Consider the following 14,299-nt stretch of genomic DNA (forward strand, 5'->3'; position numbering starts at 1 on the left):
CAAGCAAAAAAATACACTGAATCAAAGCCTAGGGGCATTTGACGAAAAGTCGAGAGGGCGCGATGCACCCTCAGTCGCCAAACGACAGCGCACCCTCGGAAAGCGGCACCAACCGCACGCGCACATCGTCGGTCGTACCGTTGGACGACCATACGGCGAACCCGTCCGCGTCATCCTCGATCAGGCCAAAGCAATAGCCCTCCACCCGAGTGGCTGTGAACTGCTCACGCTGCGCGGTCACAAATGCATCGCCAAGTGCGTCGGCGGGATCGAGCGCGAAGACGTACCGCGTGCCATCAGCCTGTCGCCAGGCCCCGCTCAACCCGCTTGCGTCTACAGGCAGGCAGAGCCTGTCCCCCTCCCAAAACAGCGTTTCGCGCAGAACCAGGGTCCGCCCGGCAAACCGGAACCCGGTCTGCACATCAATGCCGTCAGGCCCGATCGCAACCGGCGCCGCGCGGTACACTTCGCCGCTTCGGCAGGAGCCGCCGTTGACGTGATAGCACAGCGCATGATCCGCGATCAGAGCCTCGAACTGCGCGCGCGTAACGCTCGGCTCTGCGGCGACCGGCGCCGCAAGGGCAAACAGAACTACGCTAAAACGGTACATCGCCGCCCTCGTTCCCCGCCGCGACAAGGAACCGGCCCACCACGTGCTTGCTGCCCGCCTTGTCGAACTCAATGCCCAACTTGTCACCCTCGACGCTCATCACCTCGCCGTAGCCGAATTTCTGGTGAAACACCCGGTCTCCGATGGAAAACGCGCTGACCGCTTCGGCGTCGATGGTCATGTTCTTCGCGTCCGAGGGCTGGCGCATCTGGCGCTGGCCCTGATTGGCCTGCAACCTCCGCCAACCGGGGCTGTTGTACACATCCGCGCTCGCCGCCCGGTCGTGCAGGTTGCTGCCCGCCATGCTCTGCGTCACCGGGCTCGCCATGGCCGACGCCGTGCCCTGATGCCCGTAAAGCCCCGGCGCGGTCAGCACATCAACATGGCCCTCCGGAAGCTCATCAATGAACCGGCTCGGCAATTGGCTCTGCCATTGCCCGTACACCCGCCGGTTGCCCGCAAACGAAATCGTGCAGACGCGCTCGGCCCGCGTGATGCCGACATAGGCCAGCCTCCGCTCTTCCTCCAGGCCGGTCATGCCGCTTTCGTCCATACTGCGCTGGCTCGGGAACAACCCGTCTTCCCAGCCCGGCAAAAACACCGCCGGAAACTCCAGACCCTTGGCCGCGTGCAGCGTCATGATCGTCACCTTCGGCTCCTGATCATCGCTCTCATTGTCCATGATCAGGCTGACATGTTCGAGAAAGCCTTGCAGGTTCTCAAACGATTCCAACGCCTTGACCAGTTCCTTGAGATTCTCAAGCCGCCCCGGCGCTTCGGGTGTCTTGTCGTTTTGCCAATGCGCGGTGTAGCCGCTCTCATCAAGGATGATCTCGGCCAATTCGATATGGCTCACACCCGGCGCCGCGGTGTCTTCCTCGATCAGATCATCCGCCGGGCCCACTTGCCGCAGCGGCCCGGTCAGCATCTGCCGCCACCGCGCAACGCCCTCGACCAATTCGCCAAGCGCCTTGCCGCCCTTGCCGCCAATCGCCTTCGTCTCGACGCACAGCCGCGCACCTTCCAGCAGGCTCACCCCGTTGGAGCGCGCCATTTTCTGGATCGTCTGCTGCGCCTTGTCACCCAGCCCGCGTTTGGGCGTGTTCACGATCCGCTCGAACGCCAGATCGTCATCGGGGCTTACGACGACGCGGAAATAAGCCATCGCATCGCGGATTTCCATCCGCTCATAAAACCGCGGCCCGCCGATCACGCGGTAGGGCAGGCCGATGGTCAGGAACCGATCCTCAAAAGCGCGCATCTGGTGGCTCGCACGGACGAGGATTGCGATGGAATTTGGCCCGATCGGGTCCATTCCCCGGGTCCCGCGCCCCATCGCCTCGATCTCTTCCCCGACCCAGCGCGCCTCTTCGTCGCCGTCCCAATGCCCGATCAGGCGGACCTTCTCGCCATCCGCACCGTCGGTCCACAGCGTCTTGCCAAGCCGCCCCTTGTTACCTTCGATGACGCCCGAAGCCGCCGCCAGAATATGACCGGTAGAGCGGTAATTCTGCTCCAGCCGGACGACTTTGGCGCCGGGAAAATCCTTCTCGAACCGCAGGATGTTGCCCACTTCCGCGCCGCGCCAGCCGTAGATCGACTGATCATCATCGCCCACGCAGCAGATGTTCCTGTGCCCCGCCGCCAGCAGCCGCAGCCACAAATACTGCGCCACGTTCGTATCCTGATATTCGTCGACCAGAATATAGCGGAACCAGCGTTGATATTGCTGCAACAGGTCGTCGTGTTCCTGAAAGATGCGGATCATATGCAACAGCAAATCGCCGAAATCGCAGGCGTTCAGCTCGCGCAGGCGCTGCTGGTATTGCGCGTAAAGCTCCACACCGCGGTGGTTGAATGCACCATGATCGGCGGCGGGCACCTTGTCGGGCAGAAGCGCGCGGTTCTTCCACCCGTCGATGACCCCACCCAACGCGCGCGCGGGCCAGCGCTTTTCGTCGATCCCGGCGGCGATGATAAGTTGTTTGAGCAGCCGGTTCTGATCATCCGTATCAAGGATCGTGAAGTTGGATTTCAGATCCACCAATTCCGCATGACGGCGCAGGAGTTTCACACAAATCGCATGGAACGTACCCAGCCATGGCATCCCCTCGGCGGGCTGGCCCAGAAGCCCTCCCACCCGGTTCTTCATCTCGCGCGCGGCCTTGTTGGTGAAGGTCACGGCCAGGATCTCGTTGGTGCGCGCCGTCCCGGTGCTCAGCAGATGCGCGATCCGCGCCGTCAGCGCCCGCGTCTTGCCCGTGCCCGCGCCCGCCAGCATCAAGACCGGCCCTTCAAGATGCTCGACCGCATCGCGCTGCGCGGGGTTCAGCCCGTCCATATAGGGCATCGGGCGCGCGGCCATTGCGCGGGCGGCGAGGGATTGGCCCACCGCGGCCTCGAAGGCGTCGGAATCGTCGAAACTGCTCATGGGCGGAGAATAGAGCGGTCCGCGCGCATTTTAAAGGTTTGTTCGCAGATTGTTCTACAGCGCCGATCGAGAATGCGGACTGGGGCGCTGCCCCAGACCCCGAGGTTTTTCCGGCAAGATGAAAAGGCGCCCGCACCATTTGGGACAAATTTGATTGAGTTGCACGGGTTTGGCGGTATTCAAGCGGCATGGACCTGCATTCGAAATATCCGGCTCTGGTCGATCTAAAGGCGCGGGCGCGCGGGCGCATCCCGCATTTCGTGTGGGAATATCTCGACAGTGCCACCGGGCTCGAAGCCACCGCGCGGCGCAATCGCGCGGCACTCGACGCGGTGTTGTTGCGGCCCGCCGCCCTGCGCGGCGAGGTGGCGCCGTCGCTGGCATGCCGGTTTCTCGGCCGGGATTACCCGGTGCCCTTCGGCATCGCGCCGGTGGGTATGTCGGGCCTGATCTGGCCCGGGGCGGAGGCGCATCTTGCGGCCCATGCCGCGCAAGCGGGCATCCCCTATGGCCTCTCGACCGTGGCGACGGTCGTGCCCGAAACCATCGGCCCGCTGGTCGGCGATCAGGGTTGGTTTCAGATGTATCCGCCCAAAGCGCCCGAGGTTCGCGATGACATGCTTGCCCGCGCCAAGGCGGCCGGTTTTCATACGCTGGTTTTGACCGTCGATGTGCCAGCCGCTTCGCGCCGGGAGCGGCAGACGCGCGGCGGATTGGTGCAGCCACCCCGCCTGACGCCGCGCCTGTTGGCCCAAGTTGCGCGTTGCCCGGCCTGGGCGCTTGGCATCCGGGCCAGTGGCATGCCGCGCATGCGTCTGATGGACAGCTACGCCAAGGATTTGCTGGATCGCGGCCCCCTGCCCTCGACGGCCCATGTCGGCTATCTGCTGCGCGCCGCGCCGGATTGGGATTACGTCGCCGCCTTGCGCGCACGGTGGGACGGCGCGTTAATCCTGAAGGGTGTGACCGAGCCCGAGATTGCCCAGCGCGCGGAGACCGCGGGCGTCGATGCGATCTGGGTGTCGAACCATGCCGGGCGGCAATTCGACGGCGCGCCGGGCGCGGCGGCCACCTTGCCCGAGATGCGCGCGGCCACGGCGCTGCCGCTGATCTTCGACAGTGGCGTCGAAGGCGGGCTGGACGTGATCCGGGCCCTCGCGCTTGGGGCGGATTTCGTGATGATGGGCCGCGCCTGGCATTATGCGCTTGGCGCGTTGGGGCCCGAGGGGCCCGCGCATTGGCATGACATTCTGGTCAAGGACATCGAAAGCAACATGGCCCAGATCGGTGCGAAAACGCTGGCCGATCTGGCGGGGCGGCTTAGTTCGCCGGCACCGTGAGGGCGAGGGTGTGTGATCGCAGCGTCCTGGAATGACGCGTCATCGCAATGCGCAGCGCAGTGTTCAAGTGAACCACGCGAAAGGCGACATCAGCGCGCGCAGCGGTGACTTCGAGTTCCCATTGATGCGTGTCCTCGACACCATCGGTATCGATCACGACGACCATGGGCTCCAGATCACGTTGAATCGCGCCCGATACAGCCTGGACAATACTGTCACGCGACGACGCCGTGTTGTCGAAACCGACTTCGATGTAATGGGTGTCCGTTATGCAATCCGCGCGAATGTATCCTGCGTCTTCGTTGAGGATTATATCGGTCTGCACCTCGTCGGCCCCGCCGAACATTGCCGCACAAATGGCGGCGGAAAAAAACATCTCGGAAAAAGCGGTCATGACCAAACGTTAACAATTTGTTAACGAATTGGCAAAGCAAATGGCCGGATGTGGTTAATCCGCTACCCCGCCGCCGCGCTTGGCAATTGACGCAGCGTCGCCAGAAACGCGCGCAAATGGTTGCGCACCTCCGGATCGCGCCCGCGTTCCTGACTGTCGGGGCGCAGCAAGTCCTGGAGCGCCAGCGTCGTCGGCGTTGGCTTCGGCTGGTCCTCGGGCAAGGCATATCCCATGCGCCAGCCCTGAAACGATCGCGCCTCGATCGGCCCATGTTCGGCCAGCCGCAGATCCATGTGACGCTCGTCCTTGGTGATCGCCTGCATCACCTGCAAAAGCGCCGCATCATCGCCTTCAAGCACCTGAAAGAACCGCCCCTCGTGGTACAGCAGCAATCCCGTCAGCCCCAGAGCAGCGTTGTTGCGACGGCAGACATAGTTCAGCGCCTCAATGCCCTGAGCCGTGAAATACCGTGTGGCGCGACTGCTGTATATAACGCGATGCAAGGTGCCGGGCTCCTTCTAAGACAGGCATGATCTTTATGGTGTTAAATGCAATTGGTTAGAAATTGGTTTCCAAGGCCCCCATCGTCACCGCTAACATCACGCCGCCCGCTTGCCCTTCCGTCACCTGCCCCTTACAGCTTTTTCTGCAACTGCGAAGGGACCGCGACATCATGGCCGAATTCACCAAAATCCTTGTTGCCAACCGCGGTGAGATCGCCATCCGCGTGATGCGCGCCGCCAACGAATTGGGCAAGCGCACCGTCGCCGTCTACGCCGAAGAGGACAAGCTCAGCCTGCATCGCTTCAAAGCCGACGAAGCCTATAAGATCGGCGAAGGCCTGGGCCCCGTCGCGGCCTATCTCTCCATCGAGGAAATCATCCGCGTCGCCAAGCAATGCGGGGCGGACGCGATCCATCCGGGCTATGGCCTGCTGTCGGAAAACCCCGATTTCGTCGATGCTTGCGCCGCCAATGACATCACCTTCATCGGCCCCAAGGCCGAAACCATGCGCGCGCTTGGCGACAAGGCCTCCGCCCGCCAGGTCGCCATCGCCGCGGGCGTGCCCGTGATCCCCGCCACCGGTGTTCTTGGCGACGACATGAAGGCGATCAAGAAAGAGGCCGCAGAGGTCGGCTATCCGCTCATGCTCAAGGCGTCGTGGGGCGGCGGCGGGCGCGGGATGCGCCCCATCGCAAGCAAAGACGAACTGGAAGAAAAGGTCCTTGAGGGCCGCCGCGAGGCCGAAGCCGCCTTTGGCAATGGCGAGGGCTACCTGGAAAAAATGATCCTGCGCGCACGCCACGTCGAGGTGCAGATCCTCGGCGACAGCCATGGCAACATCTACCACCTCTATGAACGCGACTGCTCGGTGCAACGCCGCAACCAGAAGGTCGTCGAACGCGCGCCTGCGCCGTACCTGACCGAAATGCAGCGCAATGAGATTTGCCTTCTGGGCAAGAAGATCTGCGAACATGTGAACTACGAATGCGCCGGCACCGTCGAATTCCTGATGGATATGGACAGTGGCAATTTCTACTTCATCGAGGTGAACCCCCGCGTCCAAGTCGAACATACCGTGACCGAAGAGGTCACCGGCATCGACATCGTCCGCGCGCAGATCCTCATTGCGGAGGGCAAGATGCTGGCCGCCGCCACCGGCGTCGCCTCGCAATATGACGTCAAACTCGACGGCCACGCGATCCAGTGCCGCGTGACCACCGAAGATCCCGCCAACAATTTCATCCCCGATTATGGCCGCATCACCGCCTATCGCGGGGCCACCGGGATGGGCATTCGCCTCGATGGCGGCACGGCCTATTCCGGCGCGGTGATCACCCGCTATTACGACAGCCTGCTGGAAAAAGTCACCGCCTGGGCCCCCACCCCCGACGCTGCCATTGCGCGGATGGACCGCGCCTTGCGCGAATTCCGCATCCGCGGCGTCTCCACCAACATCGCATTTGTGGAAAACCTGCTCAAGCACCCGACCTTCCTGAACTACCAATACCACACCAAGTTCATCGACGAGACGCCCGAACTTTTCGATTTCCGCCCGCGCCGCGACCGCGCCACCAAGATCCTCACCTATGTCGCCGACATCACCGTCAACGGGCATCCCGAAACCCAAGGCCGCCCGATGCCGCCCGCCGACATCAAACCGCCGCGACCGCCCAAGGTCTCCTATGACGCGCCGCCGCCCGGCACCCGCACCATGCTCGACGACAAGGGCCCCGAGGCCGTCGCCAAATGGATGAAGGCGCAGAAGCAACTCCTGATCACCGACACCACCATGCGCGACGGGCACCAATCGCTTCTGGCGACCCGGATGCGCTCGCTCGACATGATCAAGGCCGCGCCCGCCTATGCGCATAAACTGCCCGGCCTCTTCTCCGTGGAATGCTGGGGCGGGGCCACCTTCGACGTCGCCTACCGCTTCTTGCAGGAATGCCCCTGGCAGCGCCTGCGCGACATCCGCGCGAAGATGCCAAACATCATGACGCAGATGCTTTTGCGCGCGTCCAACGGCGTGGGCTACACCAATTACCCCGACAACGTCGTGCAGGGCTTTGCCAAACAGGCCGCCGAAAGTGGCGTCGATGTCTTCCGCATCTTCGACAGCCTCAACTGGGTCGAAAACATGCGCGTCGCGATGGATGCGGTGGGCGAGACCGGCAAGATCGTCGAAGGCACGATCTGCTACACCGGCAATATCCTCGACCCCGACCGCGCCAAATATGACGTGAAATATTACGTCGACATGGCCAAGGAGCTTCAAGCCGCCGGCGCCCATGTCCTCGGCCTCAAGGATATGGCCGGTCTCCTGCGCCCGTCCGCGGCCGAGGTTCTGATCCCCGCCCTCAAGGACGCCGTCGATCTGCCGATCCACTTCCACACCCACGACACCGCCGGGTCCGCCTGCGGCACGATCCTCACCTGCTCCGAACATGGCGTCGATGCCGTCGATTGCGCCATGGATGCGCTTTCGGGCAACACGTCGCAGGCGACCCTTGGCACCATCGTGGAATCCCTGCGCTTCACCGAGCGTGACACCGGCCTCGACATCGCAGCCATTCGTCAGATCTCCGACTATTGGGAAGCCGTCCGCGCCCATTACGCCGCGTTTGAATCCGGCATGCAGGCCCCCGCCTCCGAGGTCTACCTGCACGAGATGCCTGGCGGCCAATTCACCAACCTCAAGGCGCAGGCGCGTTCCATGGGCTTGGAAGACCGCTGGCACGAGGTCGCGCAGATGTACGCCGACGTGAACCAGATGTTCGGCGATATCGTGAAGGTCACGCCGTCCTCCAAGGTCGTCGGCGACATGGCCCTGATGATGGTCAGCCAAGGCCTTAGCCGCGCCGAAGTGGAAGATCCGAAAACCGAGGTCTCCTTCCCCGAGTCGGTCATCGGCATGCTGCGCGGCGATCTGGGCCAGCCGCCCAACGGCTTCCCCAAATCCATCGTGAAAAAGGCGCTGAAGGGCGAGAAACCCAACCTGGAACGCCCCGGCAAACACCTCGACCCCGTCGATCTGGAGGCCACCCGCGCCGATCTGGCCGCCCAGCTTGATCAGGAGATCGACGACGAAGACCTCAACGGCTACCTGATGTATCCACGCGTCTTCACCGATTATGCCGCGCGCCACGCCGATTACGGCCCCGTGCGCACCCTGCCCACCAAGACATTCTTTTATGGCATGGAACCGGGCGAAGAGATCGAGGCCGAGATCGACCCCGGCGTCACGCTCGTGATCCGCCTGCAAGCCGTGGGCGAGACCAATGACGAGGGCGAGGTCCGCGTCTTCTTCGAGCTGAACGGTCAGCCCCGCACCGTGCGCGTGCCCAACCGCCTCGTGGCCAGCGCAACGCAGAAACGCCCCAAGGCCGAACTTGGCAACGCCAGCCATGTCGGCGCGCCGATGCCCGGCGTGGTGGCCTCCGTTGCGGTGCAACCGGGCCAGAAAGTCGCCGCAGGCACGCTGTTGCTGACCATCGAGGCAATGAAGATGGAAACCGGCCTGCACGCCGAAAAGGACGCCACGATCAAGGCCGTCCACGTCACCCCCGGCGGCCAGATCGACGCCAAGGATCTGCTGGTCGAGTTGGAGTAGGCGCGGCGGCCGCGCCGCGCCTTTCCCCGTCGCAAAACCCGCATTGCCCCTGCGCGCCCCCGTCCAAAGGGGCGCGCAGGGGCGGTTTCGGCTTAGCCCATCTCGACGATGCCGCACACGATGCGTGCGCCCGCGCCGCCGATGGGTTGCGAGATCTGATCATCCTCTTCGGCGTGGATGACAATCGCGGTGCCGTCTTCGTCCATCAACGCCATCTCGCTCCCGGTCAGGAACACGCCGTCCTTGAAGAACTGCATCTCGCCCACGCCGTCTGTGCCCAAAAAGATGTTGCCCAGATCGCCCTGGCCCGGCCCGGCCGCGTTCAGAAGTCCATGCTCCCCCTCGCCCTCGCCATGGTGGCCGTGCGACGAAGTGAACCCGTCATCCGCCGCGCAATGCGCCGTGCGGTGAAAGTGGATGCCCTTCGCGCCCGGCGGCAGGTCGCTGACCCGCACGTGCACCAGCACACCATGGGGCGTCTGGGTGATCTCGGCCAGGCCGATCGCCGCCCCGTCGAGGTTGTTCAACGTGGCGTTTGCCGTGATCGCGTGGCCATCGGCCACGACCATCTGGCCCGATACGCCAACGACCATCGAAAGCGCCAGGCCGCGCATCAAAGCGTTTGAGAATTTCATGATTTCGTGTCCTTGGTGAATTGCATGTGGTGAAGGAACAAATCAGCGCGCGATTTATTCGACCGAAGCCCCGGACATCTCGCGTATGTGACAGCGCGTGTGCGCACGGGCCCGCCACTCCGCAATCACCCGCCCGCAATCACCGGCCCGCAATCACCGGCTTGCCTGATCTCACCGGATCGGCCACCTTCCCCAAATGGCGGATTATTTCGACAAAGCCCTGATCTTCACCGATCTCCACATCACCCCCGCAGGCGAGACGATCATCGGCCTCGACCCGCTCGCCCGCTTCAAGCAGGGCCTCGCCCACGCGCTTGACCGGCACCCCGACGCGCAACACATCATCCTGCTCGGCGATCTGACCCATACCGGTTCGCCCGCCGAATACGCGCGCCTCGCGCCTGCGCTGGCCGATTGCCCGATCCCGATCACCGTCACGATGGGCAACCACGACCTGCGCGATCACCTGCGCGTCCCCTTCCCGCAGGCCTTCAACACCGACGGCTTCGCGCAAACCGCGCTCGATCTCGGGCCGCTGCGCCTGCTGATCCTCGACACCCATGATTACGAAGGGCGCGCGCCGCTGATCCATGACGGCTGGATCTGCGACACCCGCCTGGCGTGGCTCGACGCCGAGCTTGCCCGCGCGGTCACCGACGCCAAGCACGTCGTTGTCTTCGCCCATCACCCGCCCTGCCCCGTGGGCTTCTGGGCGATGGATGCGATCGGGCTGGCCAATGCCGACGCGCTGCTCTCGCGCCTGCACGCAGCCCCCCATGTCCGGCACCTGATCTGCGGCCATATCCACCGCACGATCCATGCCTCTGCGGCCAATCCCGCGGGCGGCGCGCTGCCGGTCAGCGTGCTCAAAAGCCCCTGCCATCAGATCCCGATGATCCTGGGCGAAGGCACCTCGTCGGATAGCGTCGATGAACCCGGCGCCTATGGCATCCTGCTCGCGCTCAAGGACACCATCGTGCTCCATACCGAGGATTTCGCCCTCTCCGACGGCTCCGTCCGCACCTACGAATAACCCCACCGCACCTGCGCCGCACACACGGCCCATCGACCCGCCGCATCGCGCCGCCGCTCCGCGCGAATTTCCTCTTGCGCCCTCCCGCGAACCTTACTAATACGCCCGCACACTTAGTGAGCGGGTGTAGCTCAGGGGTAGAGCATTACCTTGCCAAGGTAAGGGTCGGGCGTTCGAATCGCCTCACCCGCTCCAAGTTGTCCTTCCAAACATCGCAAATCGGCCAAAACCCCGGACCCCGGCCTACGTGCCGATGCGCGCCATCCGCACCCGCGCCCCGCCTGCGTCCCATTCGCCGCGTTTCGCGAAAAACCCGCCCACCCGCCTTGGCGCAGCCCGCCCCGCCTTTTATACCGCACCCGCATCCACCACAGGGACAAAGCCCCATGCGCACGGCCACGATCACCCGCAAGACCGCCGAGACCGATGTCTCCGTCGAGATCAACCTCGATGGCACCGGCAGCTATGACAACCGCACCGGCGTCGGCTTCTTCGATCACATGCTCGACCAGCTGGCCCGTCACGCGCTTATCGACATGGTGGTGCGCTGCGACGGCGATCTGCAGGTCGACGATCACCATTCCGTCGAAGATGTCGGCATCGCCCTCGGCCAGGCCCTGACGCAGGCCATGGGCGACAAGCGCGGCATCCGTCGCTACGGCGCCTGCATCCTGCCGATGGACGACGCGCGCGTGACCTGCGCGCTCGACCTCTCCGCGCGCCCGCATCTCGTATGGGATGTCACCCTGCCGTCGGCCAAGATCGGCAGTTTCGACACTGAACTCGTCCGCGAATTCTTCCAGGCGCTGGCCACCCACGGCGGCATCACCCTGCATGTCACGCAAGAGGCCGGGATCAACAGCCACCACATCACCGAGGCCGCGTTCAAGGCCGTCGCCCGGGCGTTGCGCGATGCGCTTGAAACCGACCCCCGCAAGGCCGCCGATATCCCCTCCACCAAAGGCAGCCTCTAGCGGCCCGCACGCGCCCGCCCCCGATGCGTTCATCCGAAGGCATCTTTCGCGAAACCCCCGTTCCACAATGCGCAAACCCATTCCGTTGACCGCATATCCCCCCGCCGCCCGCGCCGGAGAGCCCGCCGATGACCATTGCCCTGATCGACTATGATGCCGGCAATCTGCATTCCGCCGAAAAGGCCTTCCAACGCATGGCCGCCGAGGTCGATGCCGGCGATCTGATCGTGACCGCCGATCCGGATGTCGTGGCCCGCGCCGACCGTATCGTGCTGCCCGGCGACGGCGCTTTTCCTGCCTGCCGTCAGGGGCTCAAGGCCATCGACGGGTTGGAGGAGGCGATCCTGGATGCCGTTGAAAATGGCGGCAAACCCTTCCTCGGCATCTGCGTCGGCATGCAGATGATGGCGCGCCTGGGCCTTGAGTATGAACGGGTCGCGGGCTTCGGCTGGATCGACGGCGTGGTAGACCGCATCGCCCCCTCAGACCCCGCGCTCAAGATCCCGCATATGGGATGGAACGATCTCGAAATCGACGTTCAACACCCTGTTTTGGAAGACATTTCTTCGGGCGACCATGCCTATTTCGTGCATTCCTACGCGATGCGCGTGGACACACCCGCCCACCGTCTCGCCCATGTCGATTACGGCGGCGACGTCACCGCCATCGTCGGCTCCGGCACCACGATCGGCACGCAATTCCACCCGGAAAAAAGCCAGGCCGCAGGCCTCCGCCTGATCGCGAATTTCCTGCGCTGGTGCCCGTGAGCCGCACCCGACCTTTCCGATAGGTCGGTTATGCAACACATTGAGTTCGCCCGAAAAAAGGCGCATTTGCGTCCGGCATGCGCCATGAAACCGGGTAAGGATCACGCAACCGTGATCAAGCGCTTAACCCAAGGAGAGACTTCCGTGATCCGCATTGCCCTTGCCATTCTGGCACTTGTCGGCCTGTCGGCCTGTACCCCGACATCGAACACCAGCTACCCCGAAAACTATGTGGCCGCGAATTGCTTCACCGGCGATTATGTCTTCGACCTCGAAGTCTACGTACCGTCCGAATACGGCACGATCAACGCCATGACGCAATTCTCGAACGATTCCAACGGATTGCGCACCGTGTGCCGCCTCGTACCGGAGCCCAACCCGATCCCCGGCTTCGGCTATCCGATCTATTCCGGTGAGGTTGATCAGGGCCGCGATGGCATCTGCGTCTCCGCCCGTACCTCGAACGCAGGCCACGTCCTGTCCTGCGCCTCGCAGCGTCAGGTCGCCAACGCCATCCGCACCGGCAACAACATCCAGCTGAGCCGCTGGCAGCCCTTCGGCGGGTCGTCCTGACCGGCGCCACAGCCGCAAAACCCCAGGGGGGCGCGCCCTATGGCACGCCCCTTTTTTCTTCACATTCCCAGTAACTTACTGAATGCGCGCCCAGGTTTGTCGCGCACACAAAAGCCCACCGGCCACACATCCGCGCAAGGTCAACGTATTCCCGTTCACATTCATCCGCCCGATGTAGACCCGGTCATTCGACGGCCGCCAGACCGATCCTTCATACGCCCCGCCGCCTTGCGCGACCATGTCGATCACAATCTGACGCCCCAGGTTCGGGCTCTGGTATTCGCCCGACGGGTCAAACGTCCGGCTGATTGTGCCGCAGACCGCCGCGCCACAGGCCGCAAGCGTCACATGGGCATAGGCCCCGTCATCCACTTCCGTCTGCCAAACCCCATGTGCCGGATCCTGCGCCATCGCGCCACCGGCCATGCACACAAGCGCCAATACCGCGCCGAAAAGCGTTCTTTTCATAAGTTTTTCCTCCCTTTGGTCCTCTGTCGCGGATCCTCGCGACTGCGCACACGCGGTGCAAGCGTGACGTTGCGACCTTGCAGGGCCCGCGCGTCTGCGACACAAACCACCCGAAACTCAGCGAACGGACAGACCCCATGATCCTCTACCCCGCCATCGACCTCAAAGACGGCAACGCCGTGCGCCTTTTGCGGGGCGAAATGGCCGAGGCCACGGTGTTCAATACCGACCCCGCCGCCCAGGCGCGCGCGTTTCAGGATGCGGGCTGCCAATGGCTCCACCTTGTCGATCTCAACGGGGCCTTCGCCGGCACACCGGTGAACGGCGCGGCGGTCGAAGCCATCCTCTCCGCCACGGACGTCCCCACACAACTCGGCGGCGGCATCCGCGACATGCAAACCATTGAAATGTGGATCGCAAAAGGCATCTCCCGCGTGATCCTCGGCACCGTTGCCGTCGAGGATCCCGACCTCGTCCGCGAAGCCGCCCGCGCCTTCCCCGGCAAAGTCGCCGTCGGCATCGATGCCCGCAAAGGCCGCGTCGCCACCAAGGGGTGGGCAGAAGAAACCAACGTCATGGTCACCGACCTGGCCGCCCAATTCGAAGATGCAGGCGTGGCCGCGATCATCTACACCGACATCGACCGCGACGGGGCCATGGGCGGCCCCAACGTACCCGCCACCGCCGATCTGGCCCGCGCCACCTCCATCCCCGTCATCGCCTCGGGCGGCGTCTCGTCGCTGGCGGATCTGCACGCGCTGAAAGACACCGGCGTCATCTCCGGCGCGATCTCGGGCCGCGCACTCTACGACGGCGCGCTGGATCTCACCGAAGCCCTCGCCGCCCTGGCCTGACCCCGCCCTCTTTGCTTTGAAAATACCTCGGGGAGCGCGCGGGGCTGGCCCCTCGCACATAGCCGCAGCGCGCGGGGCCGGCCCCAACACAATCGCTGCCGCAAAC

13 protein-coding genes and 1 tRNA gene are annotated in these 14,299 nt (G+C 64.0%); 8 read left to right on the forward strand and 6 right to left on the reverse strand.

What is annotated here, in order from left to right; all coding sequences use genetic code 11:
* Nucleotides 1-70 precede the first annotated feature (70 nt).
* Both V8J83_RS06325 and V8J83_RS06330 read right to left on the reverse strand, forming a co-directional pair.
* Nucleotides 71-610 (reverse strand): hypothetical protein, encoded by a 540-nt coding sequence (locus tag V8J83_RS06325; RefSeq protein ID WP_339984611.1) that lies wholly within the window; start codon nucleotides 608-610, stop codon nucleotides 71-73.
* Nucleotides 597-3,041, reverse strand: a complete 2,445-nt coding sequence (locus tag V8J83_RS06330; protein WP_339984614.1) for an ATP-dependent helicase — start codon at nucleotides 3,039-3,041, stop codon at nucleotides 597-599. Before V8J83_RS06330 ends, V8J83_RS06325 begins: the two co-directional genes overlap by 14 nt.
* Before the next feature lie 188 nt (nucleotides 3,042-3,229).
* Between V8J83_RS06330 and V8J83_RS06335 the strand changes: the two genes are divergently transcribed.
* Nucleotides 3,230-4,381, forward strand: coding sequence for an alpha-hydroxy acid oxidase (locus tag V8J83_RS06335; protein ID WP_339984616.1), 1,152 nt, complete (start codon nucleotides 3,230-3,232; stop codon nucleotides 4,379-4,381).
* On the opposite strand, the gene V8J83_RS06340 is transcribed toward V8J83_RS06335, so the two are convergent.
* Nucleotides 4,362-4,775 (reverse strand): hypothetical protein, encoded by a 414-nt coding sequence (locus V8J83_RS06340; RefSeq protein WP_339984618.1) that lies wholly within the window; start codon nucleotides 4,773-4,775, stop codon nucleotides 4,362-4,364. The genes V8J83_RS06335 and V8J83_RS06340 overlap by 20 nt on opposite strands.
* Before the next feature lie 62 nt (nucleotides 4,776-4,837).
* Nucleotides 4,838-5,278: a BLUF domain-containing protein gene (locus V8J83_RS06345; RefSeq protein WP_339984621.1), complete on the reverse strand. Its 441-nt coding sequence runs from the start codon at nucleotides 5,276-5,278 to the stop codon at nucleotides 4,838-4,840.
* Nucleotides 5,279-5,448: 170 nt separating this feature from the next.
* Here V8J83_RS06345 and V8J83_RS06350 point away from each other — a divergent pair, with 170 nt between their 5' ends.
* Nucleotides 5,449-8,889 (forward strand): pyruvate carboxylase, encoded by a 3,441-nt coding sequence (locus V8J83_RS06350; RefSeq protein ID WP_339984623.1) that lies wholly within the window; start codon nucleotides 5,449-5,451, stop codon nucleotides 8,887-8,889.
* Nucleotides 8,890-8,981: 92 nt separating this feature from the next.
* On the opposite strand, the gene V8J83_RS06355 is transcribed toward V8J83_RS06350, so the two are convergent.
* Nucleotides 8,982-9,524 carry a superoxide dismutase family protein gene (locus V8J83_RS06355; RefSeq protein ID WP_339984625.1) on the reverse strand — a complete coding sequence of 181 codons (543 nt, stop codon included), beginning with the start codon at nucleotides 9,522-9,524 and terminating at the stop codon, nucleotides 8,982-8,984.
* 196 nt (nucleotides 9,525-9,720) lie between these two features.
* Here V8J83_RS06355 and V8J83_RS06360 point away from each other — a divergent pair, with 196 nt between their 5' ends.
* From V8J83_RS06360 to V8J83_RS06380, 5 genes are all read left to right on the forward strand, one after another.
* Entirely contained in the window at nucleotides 9,721-10,557 is an 837-nt protein-coding gene (locus tag V8J83_RS06360) for a metallophosphoesterase (RefSeq protein ID WP_339984626.1), read from the forward strand.
* Between the two features lie 120 nt (nucleotides 10,558-10,677).
* A tRNA-Gly gene (locus tag V8J83_RS06365) sits at nucleotides 10,678-10,752 on the forward strand.
* Between the two features lie 191 nt (nucleotides 10,753-10,943).
* On the forward strand, nucleotides 10,944-11,531 hold the full coding sequence (gene hisB / locus V8J83_RS06370; protein ID WP_339984628.1) for an imidazoleglycerol-phosphate dehydratase HisB: 588 nt from the start codon (nucleotides 10,944-10,946) through the stop codon (nucleotides 11,529-11,531).
* Between the two features lie 128 nt (nucleotides 11,532-11,659).
* Nucleotides 11,660-12,298, forward strand: coding sequence for an imidazole glycerol phosphate synthase subunit HisH (hisH, locus tag V8J83_RS06375; RefSeq protein ID WP_339984630.1), 639 nt, complete (start codon nucleotides 11,660-11,662; stop codon nucleotides 12,296-12,298).
* Between the two features lie 144 nt (nucleotides 12,299-12,442).
* The gene (locus V8J83_RS06380; protein WP_339984633.1) at nucleotides 12,443-12,871 is read left to right on the forward strand and encodes a hypothetical protein; all 429 of its coding nucleotides are present in this window, start codon (nucleotides 12,443-12,445) and stop codon (nucleotides 12,869-12,871) included.
* 75 nt (nucleotides 12,872-12,946) lie between these two features.
* On the opposite strand, the gene V8J83_RS06385 is transcribed toward V8J83_RS06380, so the two are convergent.
* On the reverse strand, nucleotides 12,947-13,339 hold the full coding sequence (locus V8J83_RS06385; protein WP_339984635.1) for a DUF2147 domain-containing protein: 393 nt from the start codon (nucleotides 13,337-13,339) through the stop codon (nucleotides 12,947-12,949).
* Nucleotides 13,340-13,476: 137 nt separating this feature from the next.
* Here V8J83_RS06385 and hisA point away from each other — a divergent pair, with 137 nt between their 5' ends.
* Nucleotides 13,477-14,193, forward strand: a complete 717-nt coding sequence (hisA, locus tag V8J83_RS06390) for a 1-(5-phosphoribosyl)-5-[(5-phosphoribosylamino)methylideneamino]imidazole-4-carboxamide isomerase (protein ID WP_339984637.1) — start codon at nucleotides 13,477-13,479, stop codon at nucleotides 14,191-14,193.
* The last annotated feature ends 106 nt before the right edge of the window (nucleotides 14,194-14,299 follow it).

It is taken from the genome of Gymnodinialimonas ulvae, from assembly GCF_037543845.1.
In the GTDB taxonomy this organism is placed as follows: domain Bacteria; phylum Pseudomonadota; class Alphaproteobacteria; order Rhodobacterales; family Rhodobacteraceae; genus Gymnodinialimonas; species Gymnodinialimonas ulvae.